The 19,935-nt window shown below is 41.8% G+C and carries 18 protein-coding genes; 3 read left to right on the top strand and 15 right to left on the bottom strand.

The features are described 5' to 3' along the window. Positions 1–29: 29 nt before the first annotated feature. On the bottom strand, positions 30–965 hold the full coding sequence (locus tag ADA55_RS19515; protein ID WP_034314519.1) for a beta-ketoacyl-ACP synthase III: 936 nt from the start codon (positions 963–965) through the stop codon (positions 30–32). Between the two features lie 202 nt (positions 966–1,167). Here ADA55_RS19515 and ADA55_RS19510 point away from each other — a divergent pair, with 202 nt between their 5' ends. Continuing rightward, positions 1,168–1,389: a hypothetical protein gene (locus tag ADA55_RS19510; protein WP_048686923.1), complete on the top strand. Its 222-nt coding sequence runs from the start codon at positions 1,168–1,170 to the stop codon at positions 1,387–1,389. Between the two features lie 42 nt (positions 1,390–1,431). On the opposite strand, the gene ADA55_RS19505 is transcribed toward ADA55_RS19510, so the two are convergent. The 3 genes from ADA55_RS19505 to ADA55_RS19495 all read right to left on the bottom strand — a co-directional run bounded on the left by ADA55_RS19505 (position 1,432) and on the right by ADA55_RS19495 (position 3,484). Next, positions 1,432–1,614 carry a ComZ family protein gene (locus tag ADA55_RS19505; RefSeq protein WP_034314525.1) on the bottom strand — a complete coding sequence of 61 codons (183 nt, stop codon included), beginning with the start codon at positions 1,612–1,614 and terminating at the stop codon, positions 1,432–1,434. A 211-nt stretch (positions 1,615–1,825) separates the two neighbouring features. Continuing rightward, positions 1,826–2,659 carry a hypothetical protein gene (locus tag ADA55_RS19500; RefSeq protein WP_048686921.1) on the bottom strand — a complete coding sequence of 278 codons (834 nt, stop codon included), beginning with the start codon at positions 2,657–2,659 and terminating at the stop codon, positions 1,826–1,828. A 102-nt stretch (positions 2,660–2,761) separates the two neighbouring features. Then, entirely contained in the window at positions 2,762–3,484 is a 723-nt protein-coding gene (locus ADA55_RS19495) for an alpha/beta hydrolase (RefSeq protein WP_048686919.1), read from the bottom strand. A 294-nt stretch (positions 3,485–3,778) separates the two neighbouring features. Between ADA55_RS19495 and ADA55_RS19490 the strand changes: the two genes are divergently transcribed. Further along, entirely contained in the window at positions 3,779–3,970 is a 192-nt protein-coding gene (locus ADA55_RS19490; RefSeq protein WP_048686917.1) for a YjzD family protein, read from the top strand. An 82-nt stretch (positions 3,971–4,052) separates the two neighbouring features. On the opposite strand, the gene clpB is transcribed toward ADA55_RS19490, so the two are convergent. The 5 genes from clpB to ADA55_RS19465 all read right to left on the bottom strand — a co-directional run bounded on the left by clpB (position 4,053) and on the right by ADA55_RS19465 (position 10,772). Next, positions 4,053–6,641: an ATP-dependent chaperone ClpB gene (gene clpB / locus ADA55_RS19485; protein ID WP_048686915.1), complete on the bottom strand. Its 2,589-nt coding sequence runs from the start codon at positions 6,639–6,641 to the stop codon at positions 4,053–4,055. Between the two features lie 220 nt (positions 6,642–6,861). Next, positions 6,862–8,061: an FAD-dependent monooxygenase gene (locus tag ADA55_RS19480; protein ID WP_048686913.1), complete on the bottom strand. Its 1,200-nt coding sequence runs from the start codon at positions 8,059–8,061 to the stop codon at positions 6,862–6,864. A 127-nt stretch (positions 8,062–8,188) separates the two neighbouring features. Further along, a complete protein-coding gene (locus ADA55_RS19475; protein WP_048686912.1) occupies positions 8,189–9,301 on the bottom strand; it encodes a cupin domain-containing protein in 1,113 nt (370 codons plus the stop codon). 30 nt (positions 9,302–9,331) lie between these two features. After that, positions 9,332–9,823 (bottom strand): DinB family protein, encoded by a 492-nt coding sequence (locus ADA55_RS19470; protein ID WP_048686909.1) that lies wholly within the window; start codon positions 9,821–9,823, stop codon positions 9,332–9,334. A 1-nt stretch (position 9,824) separates the two neighbouring features. Beyond that, positions 9,825–10,772: a fumarylacetoacetate hydrolase family protein gene (locus tag ADA55_RS19465; protein WP_048686907.1), complete on the bottom strand. Its 948-nt coding sequence runs from the start codon at positions 10,770–10,772 to the stop codon at positions 9,825–9,827. Positions 10,773–11,154: 382 nt separating this feature from the next. Between ADA55_RS19465 and ADA55_RS19460 the strand changes: the two genes are divergently transcribed. Beyond that, positions 11,155–11,913 carry an IclR family transcriptional regulator gene (locus ADA55_RS19460; protein ID WP_048686905.1) on the top strand — a complete coding sequence of 253 codons (759 nt, stop codon included), beginning with the start codon at positions 11,155–11,157 and terminating at the stop codon, positions 11,911–11,913. Positions 11,914–11,966: 53 nt separating this feature from the next. On the opposite strand, the gene ADA55_RS19455 is transcribed toward ADA55_RS19460, so the two are convergent. The 6 genes from ADA55_RS19455 to argB form a co-directional block, all read right to left on the bottom strand. Next, a complete protein-coding gene (locus ADA55_RS19455; protein ID WP_034314546.1) occupies positions 11,967–12,146 on the bottom strand; it encodes a YjzC family protein in 180 nt (59 codons plus the stop codon). Between the two features lie 630 nt (positions 12,147–12,776). After that, complete coding sequence (argF, locus tag ADA55_RS19450) at positions 12,777–13,736, bottom strand: ornithine carbamoyltransferase (RefSeq protein ID WP_048686903.1); 960 nt, start codon at positions 13,734–13,736, stop codon at positions 12,777–12,779. Then, positions 13,733–16,852, bottom strand: coding sequence for a carbamoyl phosphate synthase large subunit (locus tag ADA55_RS19445; protein ID WP_048686901.1), 3,120 nt, complete (start codon positions 16,850–16,852; stop codon positions 13,733–13,735). The genes argF and ADA55_RS19445 overlap by 4 nt, the downstream gene beginning before the upstream one ends. Continuing rightward, positions 16,845–17,927, bottom strand: a complete 1,083-nt coding sequence (locus ADA55_RS19440; RefSeq protein WP_048686899.1) for a carbamoyl phosphate synthase small subunit — start codon at positions 17,925–17,927, stop codon at positions 16,845–16,847. The genes ADA55_RS19445 and ADA55_RS19440 overlap by 8 nt, the downstream gene beginning before the upstream one ends. A gap of 81 nt (positions 17,928–18,008) precedes the next feature. Continuing rightward, positions 18,009–19,160, bottom strand: a complete 1,152-nt coding sequence (locus ADA55_RS19435; RefSeq protein WP_048686897.1) for an acetylornithine transaminase — start codon at positions 19,158–19,160, stop codon at positions 18,009–18,011. Next, on the bottom strand, positions 19,157–19,930 hold the full coding sequence (gene argB, locus ADA55_RS19430; RefSeq protein ID WP_048686895.1) for an acetylglutamate kinase: 774 nt from the start codon (positions 19,928–19,930) through the stop codon (positions 19,157–19,159). The genes ADA55_RS19435 and argB overlap by 4 nt, the downstream gene beginning before the upstream one ends. Between the last annotated feature and the right edge of the window lie 5 nt (positions 19,931–19,935).

Raw genomic sequence — 19,935 nt, 5'->3', positions numbered from 1 at the left:
TTTAAAGCTCTTACGATTTGTTTCTTCTTTTATTTACCCCACCTAAGAGCGATCGCTCCCCATGTAAGGCCACCACCAAAACCGACCATGACGATTAAGTCATTGTCCTTGATTCTTCCCGCTTCCATTTCTTCCACAAGGGCCATTGGAATGGACGCTGATGAAGTATTTCCATATTTATGAACCGTTTTTGTCATTTTTTCAAGCGGGAGACCTAGGCGTTCCCTTGAGGCTTCCATTATGCGTATGTTTGCTTGATGCGGAACAAGCAGATCCACATCTTCCTTTGTCAAACCAGCTTTGTCCAATACACCCAGGCTGGATTCCCCCATCTGACGGACAGCAAATTTAAATACTTCACGTCCATTCATATGAATGAAATCTCCTTCCTGTAATAAGTGCTTCCCGCCAGTTCCATCTGCGCCTAATTCAAAGGAAAGGACCCCTTTGCCATCAGATACAGGTCCAAGTACAGCTGCACCCGCTCCGTCACCAAAAAGGACAGCAGTATTACGGTCTTCCCAATTGGTTACTTTCGAAAGTTTTTCAACACCGACAATCAACACATGCTTATATGCACCTGTCTTAATAAACTGCTGTGCCGTGATCATTGCATACATAAATCCGGCACATGCCGCACTTACATCCATTGCAGCTGCCTTCATCGCTCCCAATTTCTCTTGAATCATGCAAGCGACGGAAGGAAACGACTGATCAGGTGTAACGGTAGCCACAAGAATCATATCTATCTCTTCAGCCGAAATTTCCGCATTTTTCAATGCAGCTTTTGCGGCTTCATAAGCCATATCTGAAGTATCAATATCATCATTTGCAATTCTTCTTTCCTCAATACCCGTCCTGGTCCGGATCCACTCGTCAGAAGTGTCCATAATTTTTTCTAAATCCGCATTTGTAACGATTTTGTCGGGTAAGTAGCGGCCAAGCCCTAGTATTCCAGCATTCATCTTGCCATCCCCTTATATTTTAATGAGTTATTATAATCATCTATTATTACCTGGTACTAATTTTATATAAAAAAAGACTTCCTTGCAAGAGTTAACAGTTTTAAAAGCTAAAGAAATCTCTTTCGGAAGCCGGTCAAGCGCCTATGCCAGGGGAAATTCAGGGACATACATTATAAATAAAAGGAGTAAAGGAGGACTCATTATGGATATCTTCAATCGCAACCGCGAAAGAAACCCGGATGATCATTTTTCGAATTTGATGTTTGGCAGGAAACCCGAACCGGAGCAAGAGGAATCGGAGGTTGATTACTTGCAATTGATGGCGAGCGTTGAAACATTGATGGGCTTATACAGTCAATACAAACCGACCATTGATAAAATCAATCTGAACCCATTGATCGCCAAGTTCTTGAAAAAAGAATAAAAAAAATCAAGGCTGCCCTTTATCGGGACAGCCTGCCTTTAATTAACGCTGAGCATCTTGTTTGCCAAGCTCATAAGCTTCTTGCATTACGCTTTTAAAGAGCTCCATGAATGGCTCTGCCATCTCCATTGAAAATGGAATCCCGCTTGCCTCAAGCTTCGCTTTAGCCTCTGGGAAGTATTTCATGGCGATTCCCATAAATTCAAGAGTTTTATCTGAACTCATTCGCGTTTCCCCCCTATCTTTTGAATATTCATCAATTGATTTGTGATGCCCAAATAATATCATAATTCCACAGGACCCTTTCGTAAAGGGCGCACATATAAAATCAAGGATATCTTTTGATGTTCTTCCTATCTTGTACATTATAGTACAAGACATATAGATTAGAGGCAAATATACCGATTTGTTCTTCTCAAATAACGAAATTATTTGTTTAATCACGCTTTCTCCACTTTTTAAGTAAGTTTAATCGTTTATTATGTTTTTTTTGTAATGCAATGCCTTCTTCCGGTTCCATTTTGCATTGCACTTCAAATATTGTTCCTTTATTGATTTTAGTTGTTGATTGTTGGGGAGTGAATGAATCCATGCTTTCACCAAATATTAGCTTGGCACATTCATTCCAATGATCATCAATAGAGCTGCACAATTGGATGTCCCTATCGGAACTTGAGGTTAGCACCGCTTCCAAGGCATTAACAAAATCAGTGATATAGAGAGCATCAAAGGTATATTCGGCAGCAATTGCCGCTTTGATATCAGACTGCCCAAGCTGATTGATTCCAGCTTCAAAGCTCATGCCTTCCGATTGCCAAGGTCCATAAATCGTCGGTAAAAATATGATTTTTGCAGAATCGATTTCACGAATCGAGCTTAATATGGAATGAAATATACTGACATCTTTTTCAATGGGCATGAAAAGAACGAAATTGGGCGTTTCATTCTTGCCATTTTTGAATTTCTCAATGAAGGAAACGATTTCGCCTATCAGAAAATCGATTTTGTCCATTTTGCCGCTCTGAATATCGTAACAAGAGATGAACACCGTGTCCTGCTGTGAAATATCCAATAATTTAAGTTTATTTATCGGAAAGTATATATAATTTGAATTCCTTCCTATTTCAAATTCTTTTTCTTCCATAATATATTGATTTGCTTCGGAATCATCCCAATCGATTCCGATTACTTCTTTCCCTTGGTTCAAAAAATATTGAGTCACATAGAAGCCCACAAATCGATAAGTGCCTATGACAATGTTTGTTTGCATAAATACAGCCTCCTCGTATGCCATCAAGCCCACTTCACCCGGCACGTCTAGTTTTTTTAGATGCTGTATCGTATGCAAACTATTGTGAAAATATATCTCTTCTCATAAAATCTCTTCATTCTCATTGAAAAACTTTTGTATTTGATAGGGGATTTTATAACGTTTTTCGGGTAATATATACGTCAGCTGCAAGTCTGCTTTTCTGGCCAGCTGGATTTGCCGATAAAGGGAGGCTTGCTCTTTCCGTAAGCTTCCAAAAACCTGAATCACTTTCATGGGGATATTCTCTGCGATAACTGAATCTTCAGTGTCCAGGATATGCTGTTCACATTCTGCCGGATCGAGCTCATATGCAGCAGCAACCTCTGACAGCCATTTTTTATAGAAGAACTTATTTTCCTTTTCTTTTTCCAGTTGTGCTTTCAAGGAAAAAACCGGATCGATCAATACGACAGACCGAATTTTATTTCCAAGTTCATTCATTAGCTTTAGGGCAAGTAGTGCGCCTGTCCCCTCTGCCAATATATGAACCCTTTGATTGACTATTTCTTTTTTCATGAAAAGAATATATAGGTTAAGGGAAAGGTCCAGTGCTTTAGGACTGCCCCAGTTGGCCCCGTGAAAATTGGAAGAAAATAGTGTGTATCCATATTCCTTTAAATATTCCAATATCTGCAGCCTGCCTGGATGCTGCAGCCAAAAGCTGCTGTCTTTTTCGACAAAATGACTACGGTCTCCAATTACCATTACGGAAAAACCACTGGGCCGCTCTGGATAATAGATGATATTCCATTGGTCATCAATTTGAAAAGTTCGTTGTTCCATCGTTCAAACTCCTTTAAGGAATATTACTACTACTATATTAATTTATGACGAAAAATAGAAAGGGTCAGTGGAAACGCCTAACTTCTTATCTTAAATTAACCAAGCAGGGACGATTTTCGTTTTTATTCCCCCGATGATTTCCCTTTTGAAGTTTTGAACCAGCTTGTCTGCCAAAAAATTTCTCTTATGATTTAATGTATTGAATTATTTAAAGGTTATTATTAAAAACACGTTTTAACTGTATATTAATTATGGTAAGATAAAAATGAATGTAGTGGAATGAGGTGAAATTCGATGCGTTATGCTTGGACAATTTTTTGGACATTCTTATTAGTGCATATGACTGTATATGTTGTTTCTTCCATGATCGGAGTTTCATACGATGCTGCGCAGGGAACTATTCTAGGATTAGCTGCTGCTATCCTGATTTGTATCATCCCAGCTATCATGCCTGCCGGGCCAGCTAAAGACTCCCATCAACATTAAGAAGCAAAAGAGGACATCCTTTTTAGGATGTCCTTTTTGTTATACCGTACTTTGGATGCGGATAAACTGCATATTAACGTTTTTATTTAAGGACCAATTCATCATGGTCATAATCAATCGTGATTCCTTCTTTAAGCTTAACAGTCCCAGCTATGATTTTACGGGCGATTTTCGTTTCGAGATGCTTTTGGATGAATCGCTTCAGCGGTCTAGCTCCATATACCGGATCATATCCCTGGTCCGCAATGAATTCCTTAGCCGCTTCTGTGACGTTGAGGACTATATTTTGTTCAGTTAACCTCACTTTTAATTGATGAACCATTTTATCTACGATTTCAACGATTTCATGTTTCGTCAGAGGTTTGAATAAAACAATGTCATCAACTCGATTCAAAAATTCCGGACGGAAATGCCCTCTTAATTCTTTAAAGACCTGATCTTTTATTTCTTCTTCAATGCCACCATCCACCCGGTTGGATTGCAATAAGAAATGGGAACCGATATTGGAAGTCATGATGATGACCGTATTTTTACAGTTGATTGTCCTGCCTTGGGAGTCTGTTATTCTTCCATCATCCAACATTTGCAATAAAATATTGAAGACTTCAGGATGCGCCTTTTCAATTTCGTCCAGTAATATGACTGAGTATGGGTTTCTCCTTACAGCCTCCGTAAGCTGGCCGCCTTCCTCAAATCCAACATAACCGGGAGGTGCACCAACAAGTCGGGACACGGAATGTTTCTCCATATATTCCGACATATCAATTCGAATCATATGTTCCTCACTATCGAATAATGTTTCTGCCAAAGCTTTTACCAATTCGGTTTTACCGACACCAGTCGGCCCAAGAAAAATGAATGAACCGATTGGTCTGTTTGGATCTTTTATTCCAGCCCTTGCTCTTAAAACAGCATCGGATACGAGTTCCACCGCTTCTCCTTGACCGATTACGCGTTCATGCAGGATATCTGATAGGCGAAGCAGCTTCTCCCTTTCACTTTCCACCAGCTTGCTTACCGGAATCCCTGTCCACCTTGCCACAATCGAGGCAATTTCCTCCTCCGTCACTTCCTGGCGAAGCAATCGTGATTCCTGTTTTTCCTTTTCCAATTCGTCTTCCATTGCTTCCAATTCTTTTTGAAGCTGCGGAATCCTTCCATGCCGAAGTTCAGCTGCCCGGTTAAGGTCATAGTCATTCTCTGCCTGTTCCAGTTCATGACGCAGTTTCTCAAGGTCTTCACGTTTGTCCTGCACCTTTTGAAGCGCTGATTTCTCCATTTGCCACTTGGATTTCATGCTATTCGCTTGATCCTGAAGTTCTGATAGTTCTTTTTGAAGCACTTCCAGCCTTGCTTTGCTTTGAGGGTCGTCTTCATTTTTCAGGGCCGCTTCTTCAATTTCAAGTTGCATGACTTTTCTCGTGATTTCATCCAACTCGGATGGCATGGAGTCGATTTCCATGCGGATCATCGCACATGCTTCATCCACAAGATCAATCGCTTTATCCGGTAAAAACCGCTCCGTTATATATCGGTTCGAAAGGACAGAGGCTGCAACGATCGCCCGATCATGTATCCTGACGCCATGATGAATTTCAAACCGTTCCTTTAATCCCCGCAAAATTGAAATCGTATCTTCAACATCCGGTTCAGGAACCAGAACCTGTTGGAAACGGCGTTCCAAAGCCGGATCCTTTTCAATATATTGCCGATATTCATCAAGGGTCGTTGCACCGATACAATGCAGCTCACCGCGCGCAAGCATCGGCTTTAACATATTTCCGGCATCAAGGGCGCCATCCGTTCTTCCTGCACCGACAATTGTATGCAATTCATCAATGAATAAGAGAATTTTCCCATCACTCTTCTTGATCTCATTCAACACCGCTTTTAGGCGTTCCTCAAATTCACCTCGGAATTTGGCCCCTGCGACAAGTGCACTCATATCGAGTGAAAAAACGGTCTTATCCTTTAAACCTTCCGGCACATCCTTCCTGACGATCCTTTGAGCCAACCCCTCGACAATCGCTGTTTTACCTACTCCAGGTTCTCCTATTAATACAGGATTATTTTTCGTTTTCCGTGAAAGGATCCGGATGACGTTACGGATTTCCGTATCTCGACCGATTACTGGATCGACCTTACCCGATTTAACCTCAGCAACGAGATCTCTGCCGTATTTTTTCAGTACTTCATAAGTGCTTTCAGGATTTTGACTAGTCACTCGCTGATTCCCCCTTATATCGCTTATAACCCGTTTTGCTTTATCATAATCAATTCCATATGATGAAAATAGCCTGTTTACATTCGTTCTATTGACTTGCAAAGACGCAAGCAGTATATGCTCGACAGATAAGTATTCATCCTCCCACATCTGCATTTCCTTTTCGGCAGCCGTCAGAACTTGCTGTAGGGAGGATGACATGTAAACCTGGGAAACACCCCCGCTCACTTCCGGTAATCCATCCAATTCCTTATTCAGCTCTATATCAAATAGATTCACCGATTTACCAGATTCCGATAAAATCCTGATTAATAAACTTTCATCCTGTTCCATTAAGGCCTTTAATAAATGAAGCTCCGTCAGCTCGGGATTCCCTCTTTCATTGGCTAGTTCCTGACCGCCAGTGAATGCCTGTTGGGTTCTCTCCGTCATTTTATTAATATCCATCTTGAAACCTCCCATTCATCTATATCATGAACGAATCCCCACTGGGTTTGACCAATTTTGACCTTTATATTTTCATTATACTTCTAATTCTCCCCATGTAAAGGAAAGTTATAAGAAATGCAGTAGTTTGGAAAATAAACGGAAAAAGCCTTTCTTCATATAGAAGAAAGGCAGACCCATTTGTAACATGGATAAATTCCTTTATGGATGAAAAAATGGTTTATGCTTTCACGGCCGTTTTATTGTAACCATGAAATTCATCGACGAAGTGGAAATCCTTATCCGTCCGACCTGCAAGGATCGTATCTCGGAGCAGAATGCCTGCATCGGTCGTATTGTGAATGATTTCCCCCCACATTCTAGCACTCGTTTGAACATTAGCCGTACGAGGAATGCGTTCCTCCTGATATTCCAAAAATGCCTGTTCAATGTCATTCCCATGCTTATGGAGCATATCAGACAAATAAGCTGCATCTTCTAAAGCCTGGCAAGCGCCTTGTGCCAAGTATTGAAGCATCGGATGTGCCGCATCGCCCATAAGCGTAATTCTTCCTTTTGTCCAATTATCAATTGGTAAACGGTCATACATCGGCCAGCGGCGTTGTCTTTGAATGAATGAAATCGCATTCTGAACAAGCTCACAAGTTCCGGCAAATACACGGTCCATTTCTTCCGGTGTTCCCCATTGATCTGTTTTTTCGTTTTCTTCCGTATATTGAGAACTTTTGAAAACCACTACTTGGTTATAAAGTTCTCCCCTTCTAACCGGATATTGAACAAGATGAAGGTCTGGCCCAATCCACATGTATACATCATCTAAATCCCCATGGCTCGTAACCTCCTCCATCGGGATCGCTCCCCTGTATGCAACATATTGAGAGCAGACCGGCTGATCTTCCACAAAAAGTTTCCGTGCCTTGGACCATAATCCATCGGCTCCAATGACAGCAGTTCCTGAATGTTGGGACCCGTTGGCAGAAGTAACCATCACTTCACCTTCATACTCTACTGTCTCAATAATGGTTTGATTCGTGACCAGTTCGATATACGGGTTCTTTTCACAGGCTTCAGCCAATACTTTATGCAAATCGGAACGATGCAAAACAACATACGGAGCTCCATATCTTTCTTTATAAACATCACCTAAATCCAAAGCGGAAAGCTCTTTTCCGGAAAAGGCGTCCATCAGCACCAATCTTTTTGGAAATACTGCAATATCATTGATTTTATCCATGACACCCAAACGCTGCAATACGTTGGTGGCATTTGCTGCAAGCTGAATCCCAGCACCAATTTCCCCAAATTCGGGAGCTTGTTCTAGGACTTTTACATACTGTTTTGTTTCTGCGATTCCTAAAGCAGTTGCCAATCCGCCAATTCCCCCACCAATAACGATGAATGGTTTTTTTTCTGTGTTCATCATCAATTCCCCCTATATTAGTTGCTATTAGTCAAAGTTGCGGACCACTGCCACAGTAAGCGTTTTCATTCGAATGGCATTCATCTATTCACTAGTATCTTAGCTGAAGATTCCAAACCGATTATTTTCAAACCAAAACAGGCTTGAATTCACTTTCAACCTTTTGGTACCCATTGTTTATGTCTAATGCTTGTTGCTGTTCCAAATCGAATCTTTCCATTATTGGTAGGTCGTTTACCGAGAATAAGTAAGAATCCGCTTCTGCAACGTGCTCATGCCATGCCCAATTAGGAACGACGAAATAATCTCCCTTGGACCAGTCAAAACGCACGCCATTAATGACCGTATAGCCTGATCCTTGGTGCACTTGATAAATCGTGGAATGGGTATGGCGATGGGCTTTCGTATGGAAACCTTTAGGAAGTCTCTGCATCCATGCCCCCATCGTCGGATTGGCCGTTTGGCCATTTGATGGATTGATATATTCCACGGCAAAACCTTCATATGGATCCGGTTCGAAGTTCATCAATCCTTCTATCGCTGCTTTGGTGCCCTTCCACTTGTAGTTGGCAAGCGGTGCCACTTGTGAATAACGGTCGGATACTGGACGAACCATTCCGCCTTGATAACGGAGCTCTGAAAAATTATCCGGCCGCTTAGGCGTTTCAATCCGATCTGGATATGGTTCAAAGAAAGTGCCGCCTATGGAATAGATGGTTGGGATATCAAGGGCATCCATCCAAATCATTGGTTTTTCCCCAACATGTCCATGACCATGCCATAAGTTTTTGGGCGTGATCAAAAAATCTCCTTCTTCCATGAAGATCCTTTCTCCCTGCACGATGGAGTAGGCACCTTCACCATTCGTAATGAAACGAAGTGCACTTTGGGAATGACGGTGGGAAGGGGCCACTTCACCTGGCAACAATAGCTGGACCGCTGCATAAAGCGTTTGTGTTGTCGAAGCCCATCCCCAAGGCTGGCGATAAGTAAGGCCAGGGTTTTGAAAATAAATCGCCCTGCGCTCCCCGCCTCGGTCAGGTGTGAAGATTTCAGCCGCTTCCATCAATTTTTTTGTCAAAAGCTCTTCTTTCCATAAATAAGCATGCGCATGGGGTTTAGGTTCATGGTCCATCAGAGCGGGAATGGCTTCCCACAGCGGCCCAAGGTTATACTGCTGAATATCCTTTGTAAAATCTTTTACGATTGTACTATTCATGTATTCCGATTTTTCAGCCATATTAATCCCTACTTTCTTTTTTATCTTGCCTCACTGGATTTTAGAAAGATTTCGCTTAATTTGATCATAATGTCCTGAAACATGCTCATCGATGAAGTGATCGACTATATAGGAAACTGGTTTGTTTCCGAATTTAGCGAAATTCCGGTGTGGCGATTCTTTGGATAGTGTTTCTTCATCTAAATTCCCGAGACCGCTCTCCACTTTATATTTAAGCTCCTCCACTTGCTTCATGACATCATCCACAGCAAGTTTGTCTGTATCGGTAACCGCCGCCAATCGGGCTGGATCTTGCAATCCACGCCCCCATTCGGCTCCAGGCATCGCTATTACAGTTTCCACTTCACCTAACCAATAAGGAATGGCTTCAGCTAAATGGGAAAGTATCTGCATGATTGACCATTCATCCTCTGCTGGTTTAAATCGGATCGTTTCTTCCGGTAGGTTTGCCGTTGTCTCAAGAATATGGTCGATGGATTGTTGCACTGATTGGATTGATGTCCCGATTCCCTGATAAGCCATTTTATTTTCCCTCCCCGACACGTCTCACACGGTTTTCAAGATACCCTATTTTGTCGATTTCGATTTTGACAACGTCACCATCTTTTAAGAACACTTGCGGATCACGGGCTACTCCTACCCCACCCGGTGTTCCTGTTAGTACGATGTCACCTGGTTCAAGAGTCATTAAGTTCGATAAGAATTCAACTAGATACTTCACATCGAATACGAAGTTGGATGTATTCGTTTTTTGGCGTTCTTCACCATTTACCGTTAATCGGACATTCAAGCCCGATGGATCGGACAGTTCATCGGAAGTGACTAACCAAGGCCCCATCGGAGCACTTCCTTCAACCGTTTTCCCTTGTAGCCACTCAAGTGTACGCCGTTGGATATCACGGTAAGTGACATCATTCGCAATTGTATAACCTGCTACATAATCAAGAGCATCTTCTTTTGAAACATTACGTGCCCTTTGTCCGACAACAAAAGCGAATTCCGCTTCATAATCCAGTTGTTCCGAGATTGGGAAAAACGGTATATCATCCTGGGGACCGATAACTGTATTGGCGAACTTTGCGAATACTACAGGAAATGGCGGCAGTTCACGGCCCATTTCAGCAATGTGTTCTCGGTAATTATGGCCGACACAAATAATTTTGCTTGGCTTTTGGACAGGGGCCTCAAGCTTTATATTTTCAATTTCATATACCAATTGATGTCTGAAGGAATCACGATTGCTAATAGCGTAGTCAGCAGCCTTTTGCGCGATGGAAAGGCTTTCATTCCCTCCCTGTAAAAACTCCTCCATTGTTGCAGGGACATAAGCGTCAGCAATTTGTTCACTGCGAAGTTTCCCTTCGCTTTCAAGTAGCGCTTGATAGGCATAGTTCAAGTCAACTACTACATTTTCCGGGTAAATTGCACCGATGCGTTTAAATCCTTGACTGCTGAACGTTACTAATTTCATATTCATTCTCCTTTATTAATCTGGATTTTTTTAAAACCTCTTTTGATGCCAACATCCTAATTCTGCTGGATTCGCTTCACAAACCAGAATTTGAATGACTGTACACCTTATTTATTTCACTTATAGATAACATTGTTCACTATTTATATAAATGATAACTCAATTTTCGCAATATTGTCAAGAAAGTATTGCAAATTTTTGTGCAAATGTTATCATCTACACCATTAACAGTACTGCGGAATCAAAAAGTTCGTTATTCATTTAATAGGAACGTATATTGATAGCTTCAAGCATCCGGCGGTTTTTTCTGCTGAATTTCATGTATATTTTACATATTCTGATATACTAGACCTAAATTAAAACAGATTAGGGAGATTGATTTATGGAAATCGTAAAATCCGGTTCGACGATTCAATCATTACAAATAGGGATGAGCATCATAGATTTACTTGCTTCCCAAAGAACTCCTTTAAGATTCTCTGATATTCAGGAATTAACGGAGATAACGAAAAGTAACCTCTATAAGTATTTGAATACTTTGACTCAACTGGAGTTACTATATCGCGATAAGACAACCGGTATGTATCACCTTGGGAGCAAATTGATTCAATACGGAATGGCAGCGATAGGAAATGAGGATGTAACGAGCAGAATAACTCCTTATTTACAGGAAATCAGTCACCATACTTCCTGCACGGTCCTTTTTTCCGTTTGGACATATGATGGACCAATCACTGCAAAAATATGGAATTCCAATCAAAACTTAAACATAGGGGCACAGTTAGGTACGCGACTTCCGCCATCATCCTCTTCCGGAAAGGTATTCACTGTATTTCAGGATCCTTCCTTGACGGCGGAATGGATTGAAAAAGATCGTAATGTTACGGGCTCGTTCCTTAAAGAAACAAATGAATATGATGAAATTCGGAAATACAAAATAGCTTTTGCCAAAGAGCCTCTTGTACCTTCCGTTTCCTCCATGTCCATTCCGGTTTTTAATTATAATTCCGAATTGTTGGGAGCAATCACTGCCGTTGGGTTCACCGAAAACATTCCTGATCATTATGAAGATCCTTTAAGCGTCTATTTAAGGAAAAGCTGTTTGGAAATCTCGAATATATTCGGTTATTCCGCTGAATAGAAAAAAGCAGGAAGAAGGATGGCGACCATTCCTTTTTCCTGCTTTTAGATGTTTCATGGCTTCCGCTTATAGGTCCATATCCGATTATGATTTGATGTTTCAGGAAAAGAATCCCCTGCATCAAGCTTTACCATTTTCGGATTCACTACCGTGCTGCCCGTTTCACCGATTTCTACGTAGGTCCCATTATTCGGTGCCTTCTGTCCTGGCTTAAATTGACGATTTTGCCCCATAGATTTCACCCCTTTACATGCTTTCCCTGTTATTATTACCAGGTTCCTACCTTTCATGTCAGAAAAATTAGGTACATACAGGAAATTCGGCTAATTAAAAAGCGTCTATTCTCTGAGCAGACGTCTTTTTAGGTTTTTAAAAATTAACAGTCGATTGGAACGTAGGACACTCGCTTTCCTCCCTCGGCGCCATTGCGCCTGCGGGGTCTCCTTTGGACGCGCTTTTCCCGCAGGAATCTCGAACACCCACTCCAATCAACTTTGTTTTAACATTAAGGATAGATCCTTTTACCTGCAGTCCTTTTTGTTTTAAAAAATGGATTAAAACTTGAGGTGATAGGGATGCTTTTCTATACATGGTTCTATTCAACGAGATCAATTTGAAATGATTTACTTTAAATCAACTGGTACCATCGAACCTTTTGGTTCGTAAAATGAAGGCAACAATTGTTTTCTTTTTTCATTTAAACTTGATGGAAGATATGTATTAGAGGTAGGACGCCCAAGTATAGATCCAGTTATTATTCTCTAACTGCTACAAATAAAATCAAAAAGGTTTCGGAATGAGACCATTCCGAAACCTTTTTTTCTACAAACTGAGTGACTGCTTTCTGAGGTAAGATTTTTTGGTTAAGACATTAAGTCCACCAGGACCGCCTTTTGGGCATGAAGGCGATTTCCGGCTTGGTGGAAAACGACGGAATTAGGACCATCGATGACTTCAGCCGTAACCTCTTCCTCCCGATGCGCAGGCAGGCAATGCATGAATAAATAATCTTCTTTAGCAAGTTTTACTAGCTCACCATTGATTTGATAATCTTTAAAAGCTTCTAAGCGGATACCATTCTCGATTTCCTGCCCCATGGAAGTCCAAACATCCGAATAGACGATATCCGCATCTTTTATGGCCTCTGAAGCTGAGGTTGTCACCAAAATTTCACTGCCAGTCTCTTCTGCCACTTTTTTAGCATAGGCGACGACCTTTTCATCAGGTTTGTAGGCGTCAGGACACCCAATGGAAAAATCCATTCCCATTTTTGCACAGCCTACCATCAATGAATTCGCAACATTATTGCCATCACCGATATAACTCATCTTCAAGCCTTTTAACTGCCCTTTTATCTCGATGATCGTCAAGAAGTCTGCAAGTACTTGACAAGGATGTGCAAGATCTGTTAACCCATTGATGACTGGGATAGAAGCATTTTCTGACAATTCCAGGATTTTTTCATGTTCGAAGGTACGAATCATGATGCCATCAATGTATTCAGAAAGGACTTTTGCAGTATCGGAAATCGTTTCACCACGTCCAATTTGCAAGTCATTGCCACTTAGGAACAAAGCGTGCCCGCCAAGCTGCATCATGCCCACTTCAAAAGAGACACGGGTACGGGTAGACGATTTTTCAAAGATCATCCCCAGTGTTTTCCCTTTTAAAGGCGTATATTCTTCACCTGCTTGCAATTTGCCTTTAATGGTCTGCGCTAGCTTTAACAAATCTGCAATTGCCGTTGGTGTGGACTCTTTCATGGTCAAAAAATCTTTTCCATTTAAAATCTTCGCTTGTGTCGGTGCCGTCATTGAACTCATACGTGTGACACTCCTTTCGTATATGGTACAAGCCATTCCTGAAGCGAGGTAACCCCTGGATCAGCATTATCCACCGATTGCAGATAGGCCTTGAACGTCTCTTCTTCCGTAAAAGCAAGCAGTCGGTATTTCGCTGCAAGTAACCTTAGCTGCTTATCTTCCTCCGTTGTTCCATATGCCAAAACGACCGCCGCATTTCCTTCATTTAACCATTTATCAAAATCTGAATTCCCCAATGTCAAACCTGCTTCTTTGATTTGCACTAACAGGTCTTCACTTAATTGAACTGATTCTGATTGGTAAACGCCTGTGGTATGATTAGCTTTTTGAGCATGGAACACTTTTGTCAACGCTTCATTTACCGTTTCCCCGATGGCGATTCCTTCACCTGTTGATTTCATTTCCGGACCTACCTTCGAATCAAGTCCGCTTAGTGCAAAAGTAGAGAATACGGGATATTTGACAACTGCATATGGAATTTCATCCATTAAGCCCGTTTTTTCGAACGCATTCGACAATGAATATTTCCCAAGCAATATTTTTGTCGCTATTTGCACCAAAGCCACATCGGTCACTTTACTGATGATTGGAATTGTTCGACTTGCACGAGGATTCACTTCCAATACGTATACACTATTTCCCTCGATCACGAATTGGATGTTCATAAGACCTTTATAACCAAGTTCACTAACTAGTTTTTTAGCATAATGGGTCATTTTATCTTTAATATCATCCGTTAAGGATTGAGCTGGCAATAAGGCCATGCTATCTCCTGAATGGACGCCTGCTTTTTCTATATGTTCGGCAATGATGGGAATATAAACATCATTTCCATCAGCAATCAAATCGATTTCGGCTTCCTTCCCTGGAATATAGGAATCGATCAACACGGGATAGACTAGTGCCGTTCCATTAGCCATTCTATTCAACAAGCTTTCTTTGGAGCCGATGATTTCCATTCCCTGGCCGCCAATTACATAGGATGGGCGTAAGAGTACCGGAAAGCCGATGGCCTCTGCCCGGGAAATTAATTGTTCTTCTCCATTAGCCATTGAACCTGGTACATGGGGGATATCCAGTTTTTGAAGAAGCTGATAAAAACGATCACGATCTTCTAATTGATCAAGTGTATCGAAGGATGTCCCCAACAAATTGACACCGTATTCTTCCAGGCCTTTAGCAAGGTTTATTGCAGTCTGCCCGCCAAACTGGACGATTACATCTTTTATGTCTTCCGCTTCCATCACATTAAGAACATATTCAAGGGTCAGCGGTTCGAAATAAAGGCGATCTGCTGTCGCAAAATCCGTGCTTACCGTTTCCGGATTATTATTGATCATGATCGTTTCAACATTTTCATCCTGGAGTGCATAAACACCGTGAACTGAACAATAATCAAATTCTATTCCCTGTCCGATGCGAATCGGGCCGCTGCCAATCATCAAGACTTTCTTTTTATCCGTTTTTTGCTGTTCGTTCTCACCAAAATATGTTGAATAGTGATAGTTTGTATGTGATTCGAACTCGGCTGCACATGTATCAACCGTTTTGTAAACCGCCGTAACACCCAGTGATTTCCTGTGTGCTCTCACTTCCATCTCATTTACTTTCCATACGGAAGCAAGATAGCGGTCTGAAAAGCCCTTTTCCTTGTATGACTGAAGTTCTTCCCTTGTTACCTGATCGATTGCCTTAGCTTCAATCTCCATTTCGCTTTGGATCAATGAAGCAAAGGATTTAAGGAAGAAATAATCTATGGCTGTCGCTTCATGGATTTCTTCAATCGTCACGCCTTTTCTAAGCATTTCAAAAATGACAAAGATTCGTTCATCCGATTTTTCGGCAAGCTTTCCCCAAAGTTCAGGAATGGTTTTATTTTTCAGTGATGATAGCTGCAGCCCAATCGTTTTCAATTCCAAAGAATCGACGGCCTTTTGGACTCCACCCTCAAAGCTGCGGTGTAAAGCCATGACTTCACCAGTTGCCTTCATCTGTGTTCCCAATTTGCGGTCGGCGGTCGTGAATTTATCGAATGGCCACCTCGGGAACTTCACCGCTACATAGTCAAGCGCAGGTTCGAAACTTGAATATGTGCTTTTCGTTACAGGATTGATGAGCTCCGATAAATCGTAGCCGACAGCAAGCTTTGCCGCTATACGGGCTATGGGATAACCTGTTGCTTTTGAGGCTAGTGCCGATGAACGGCTGACGCGCGGGTTCACTTCGATTAAATAATATTGCTTGCTATTCGGATCAAGTGCAAATTGAATGTTACAGCCGCCTATGATCCCTAAAGCAGAGATGATTTTAATGGATGCGGCACGCAGCATCTGAAACTCATCGTCCGATAAAGTCTGTGATGGTGCCACGACGATCGAATCACCTGTATGGATCCCTACCGGATCGATATTTTCCATATTACAGATAGTGATGCACGTATTGTTGCCATCTCGCATAACCTCATATTCGACTTCCTTAAAACCAGCTATGCTTCTTTCAATCAAGCATTGTGTAATTGGGCTTTCTTGCAGTCCGCCCCGTACAAGTTCCTTAAAGGTCTCCAGTGAATCGGCAATACCACCGCCAGTTCCGCCGAGTGTATATGCGGGACGAACGATGATGGGGAAACCGATTTTGTCGGCAAAAGCCAGCGCTTCTTCAAGAGTATGGACAATCGTACTGTCGGGAACGGGTTCACCTATTTCAAACATCAACTCACGGAACAGCTCACGATCCTCCCCTTTTTTGATGGAATCGATCGGAGTTCCCAATAATTTGACCTTATATTTTTCAAGTATTCCAGCATCATCCAACTGATAAGCTAGGTTCAATCCTGTTTGACCGCCTAATGTAGCGAGCAGGCCATCCGGCTTTTCTTTGGAAATGATCTTTTCCAGTACATCAACCGTTAAAGGTTCGAAATAAACAGCATCCGCATTCATATCATCAGTCATGATTGTTGCCGGATTGTTATTGACCAGTATGACTTTATATCCTTCTTCCTTTAAAGCCAGGCAGGCCTGTGTACCTGCATAATCGAATTCGGCGGCCTGCCCGATGACAATCGGCCCCGAACCAATCACTAAAATGGTCTGTATCGTGTCGTCCTTAGGCATAAGCTTTTTCTCTCCCGCTATAATCATTTATCATTTGTAAAAAGTCTTTGAATAGTAATGAACTCTCGATAGGTCCTGGATTTGCCTCTGGGTGGTACTGGGTAGTGAAGATTGGCAAGTCTTCATGCATGAGTCCCTCAACCGTGTTATCATTCACGTTTCTGAATCTCACTTGAAGCGATGTTCCTTGCAAGCTCGGTTCATCAACCTCGTAACTATGATTCTGCGAACTCATATACACCTTTTTCGTTTTCAAATCGACCACGGGCTGATTCGCACCGCGATGTCCAAACAGCATTTTTTTTGTATTTCCACCTAAGGCAAGGGCCGTTAATTGATGACCGAGGCAGATGCCCATCGTGGGAAAACTCGTAATGATCTTTTTTATGTTTCCTAAAAGGTATTCAAGCTGTTTTGGATCCCCAGGCCCATTTGAAAGCAAAATACCATCTGGCTTCAAGTCCTTGATTTGCTCGAATTCCGTATCGAATGGTACGACAGAGACTCGGCAGCCTTGAGCGACCAATGAATCCAGGATTGATTTTTTATAGCCGAAATCCATCATCACAACGTGCTTGTCGCCTCCACCAAATCTCTCGACAACCTTTGTGGATACCTCAGCTACATGGGCTGATAAACCATTCAGGCTGGGTACGACAGTGTATTTTTCTTCAGCTGTGATGACTGCCTGCATGGAACCCTCCTGTCTTATATTTTTAACGACCGCTCTTGTGTCCACATGGCTTAAAAGAGGAATGTTCCACTTGTCTAAATATTCACCAATTGAATATTTAGCCTGATAATGGGAATGGCTCATATTTCCTTCATATACAATCACACCGGCAACATGCGGCTTTTTACTTTCAAAATCATGTTCATTGATTCCGTAATTTCCGATTAGTGGGTATGTGAAGATGACAATCTGGTCCTTATATGAAGGATCTGTCAACACTTCTTGATATCCGGTCATTCCTGTAAAAAAGACAATCTCTCCAGTGATTGTTTTTTCAGTCGATTTAGTCAGCAGTTCCCCTTCAAAGACGGAACCATTCTCTAAATATAGATAGCTTTTCATGATCTTCACCTCTTTAGATGATGTATATTTATATATACAATAGCATAATTATTCATTTTATTCTATAAAAATTCAATAAATTTAGACAGTTTGTTTTATTGCCAATACTTTTTTAATTTTATTTATCGCCGTATCGATCTCCGATTCGGAAACAGTCAGTGATGGAAGTAAACGAAGTACTTTAGGACCTGCACTCAATACAAGTAAGCCCTCTTCTTGCAATTCCATTAAAAACACTTGAACATCTTGTTTACATTCAATTCCGACCATCATTCCCAGACCGCGAATCTCTTTCACTTCTTCGATGCCATTCAATGCTTTTGCCAATTCGCTCTCAAGGTATTCCGCCTTTTTAACGGTTTCTTTTAAAAACCCTGATTGAAAAATTTCCTTTAATACAGCTTCGGCTGCTGAGACACTAACTGGATTCCCTCCAAAAGTGGATCCATGACTTCCAGGGTCAAAGAATACAGACAACTCTTCCTTCCCAATCATCGCCCCGATTGGCAGGCCATTTCCCAACCCCTTTGCCGAAGTGATGATGTCCGGCAGGATATTGAAATGCTGGAATGCAAATGGCTTTCCTGTACGTCCTATCCCAGTCTGAATTTCATCTATGATAAGGAGAGCTCCGTGTTCTTGGCATTTAGTTTGAATCGCGTCCAGATATGATTGCTGTACAACATGGATGCCGCCTTCACCTTGCACGATTTCAATCATTACAGCTGCCGTATTTTCATCGATGGCTGCTTTCATGGCATCATGATCATTAAATGGAACATATTCGAACGAAGCTAGCATCGGTCCGAAACCAGTCTTGATTTTTTCCTGTCCCGTTGCCGCCATCGTTGCAAAAGTACGGCCGTGGAAAGACTGCTGACAAGTGACAATTTTGCTTTTCCCGGTAGCTTTACGTGCTAGTTTGATGGCTGCCTCATTCGCCTCGGCACCGCTGTTGGCAAAGAACACCTGACTTAAACCTGAGGCATCAGCCAGCATTTTTGCTGTCCGTTCCTGTATGGAACTTTGAAACATGTTCGATACATGCCAATATTTATTAAGTTGTTCCGTCACGGCCATTTTTACCTTCTCATGACAATGTCCAAGATTCAAAACTCCGATTCCGGATGTGAAATCCAGATACTCTTTACCTGTTTCACTCGTAATCTTCAATCCTGACGCTTTTCTTGGCTCAATGTCCCACCTAGCGTATGTAGGAAATAAAGAACTCATTGAAATACCCCTTCTTCCTGAAGAAATTTTGTACCGATGAATTGTCCGCCTTGATAAAAATGATCTTTCCCACTAACGATCATCACTTCTTCAATCCCTTTATTCAGCACCGACAAGGCTGTATTGACTTTCGGGATCATTCCGCCATGTATACTTCCATCCATGATCAAATTCTTCGTTTCCGTTTCATTCAATTTCTCAATGATCTGCCCATTCTTCAAGACCCCCTGAACATCGGTCACAAATAAACACATATCAGCCGATAGTGCCTTAGCTACAGACCCGGCAGCCATATCGGCATTCACATTTAATTTATTGCCTTCTTCGGTAGATGAAATGGGCGTCAATACCGGACAATAGCCTTTTTCGAATAAAAGCCCGAATAATTCCGTATTGACTTGTTGTATTTCACCAACAGCCCCAAGTTTCTGTTCATCGATATAATCACCTGTGAGAATTCCGCCGTCCGAGCCATTTAAACCGACTGCCTTGATGCCATGGGCTTCCAATTTATGAACGAGGCTGCGGTTCGATTTGCCTGCCAGCATTAGTTCCACAATTTCCAGCACTTCTGTGGTCGTTTTTCTTAACCCATCTTCAAATACTGGTTCAATTTCAAATTTTTCAAGCATTGAATTTATATCAGGGCCGCCCCCATGCACAAAGACAATATGGTATCCCCGGTTTTGTAACTCTTTAATACTATTGAAAAACGACTCCGATAACTCATTGATGATGCTGCCGCCGCACTTTATGACTAATATGTTCATACTTT

The sequence above is a fragment of the Bacillus sp. 220_BSPC genome (genome assembly GCF_001054655.1).
Classification (GTDB): domain Bacteria; phylum Bacillota; class Bacilli; order Bacillales; family DSM-1321; genus Peribacillus; species Peribacillus frigoritolerans.
This window is presented reverse-complemented; position numbering and strand designations above follow the sequence as displayed.

Bases quoted from the DNA above. Each gene is read 5' to 3' on its own strand.
- ADA55_RS19515 (WP_034314519.1), bottom strand. From the start codon at position 965: ATGAATGCTGGAATACTAGGGCTTGGCCGCTACTTACCCGACAAAATC.
- ADA55_RS19510 (WP_048686923.1), top strand. From the start codon at position 1,168: ATGGATATCTTCAATCGCAACCGCGAAAGAAACCCGGATGATCATTTT.
- ADA55_RS19505 (WP_034314525.1), bottom strand. From the start codon at position 1,614: ATGAGTTCAGATAAAACTCTTGAATTTATGGGAATCGCCATGAAATAC.
- ADA55_RS19500 (WP_048686921.1), bottom strand. From the start codon at position 2,659: ATGCAAACAAACATTGTCATAGGCACTTATCGATTTGTGGGCTTCTAT.
- ADA55_RS19495 (WP_048686919.1), bottom strand. From the start codon at position 3,484: ATGGAACAACGAACTTTTCAAATTGATGACCAATGGAATATCATCTAT.
- ADA55_RS19490 (WP_048686917.1), top strand. From the start codon at position 3,779: ATGCGTTATGCTTGGACAATTTTTTGGACATTCTTATTAGTGCATATG.
- clpB (WP_048686915.1), bottom strand. From the start codon at position 6,641: ATGGATATTAATAAAATGACGGAGAGAACCCAACAGGCATTCACTGGC.
- ADA55_RS19480 (WP_048686913.1), bottom strand. From the start codon at position 8,061: ATGAACACAGAAAAAAAACCATTCATCGTTATTGGTGGGGGAATTGGC.
- ADA55_RS19475 (WP_048686912.1), bottom strand. From the start codon at position 9,301: ATGGCTGAAAAATCGGAATACATGAATAGTACAATCGTAAAAGATTTT.
- ADA55_RS19470 (WP_048686909.1), bottom strand. From the start codon at position 9,823: ATGGCTTATCAGGGAATCGGGACATCAATCCAATCAGTGCAACAATCC.
- ADA55_RS19465 (WP_048686907.1), bottom strand. From the start codon at position 10,772: ATGAAATTAGTAACGTTCAGCAGTCAAGGATTTAAACGCATCGGTGCA.
- ADA55_RS19460 (WP_048686905.1), top strand. From the start codon at position 11,155: ATGGAAATCGTAAAATCCGGTTCGACGATTCAATCATTACAAATAGGG.
- ADA55_RS19455 (WP_034314546.1), bottom strand. From the start codon at position 12,146: ATGGGGCAAAATCGTCAATTTAAGCCAGGACAGAAGGCACCGAATAAT.
- argF (WP_048686903.1), bottom strand. From the start codon at position 13,736: ATGAGTTCAATGACGGCACCGACACAAGCGAAGATTTTAAATGGAAAA.
- ADA55_RS19445 (WP_048686901.1), bottom strand. From the start codon at position 16,852: ATGCCTAAGGACGACACGATACAGACCATTTTAGTGATTGGTTCGGGG.
- ADA55_RS19440 (WP_048686899.1), bottom strand. From the start codon at position 17,927: ATGAAAAGCTATCTATATTTAGAGAATGGTTCCGTCTTTGAAGGGGAA.
- ADA55_RS19435 (WP_048686897.1), bottom strand. From the start codon at position 19,160: ATGAGTTCTTTATTTCCTACATACGCTAGGTGGGACATTGAGCCAAGA.
- argB (WP_048686895.1), bottom strand. From the start codon at position 19,930: ATGAACATATTAGTCATAAAGTGCGGCGGCAGCATCATCAATGAGTTA.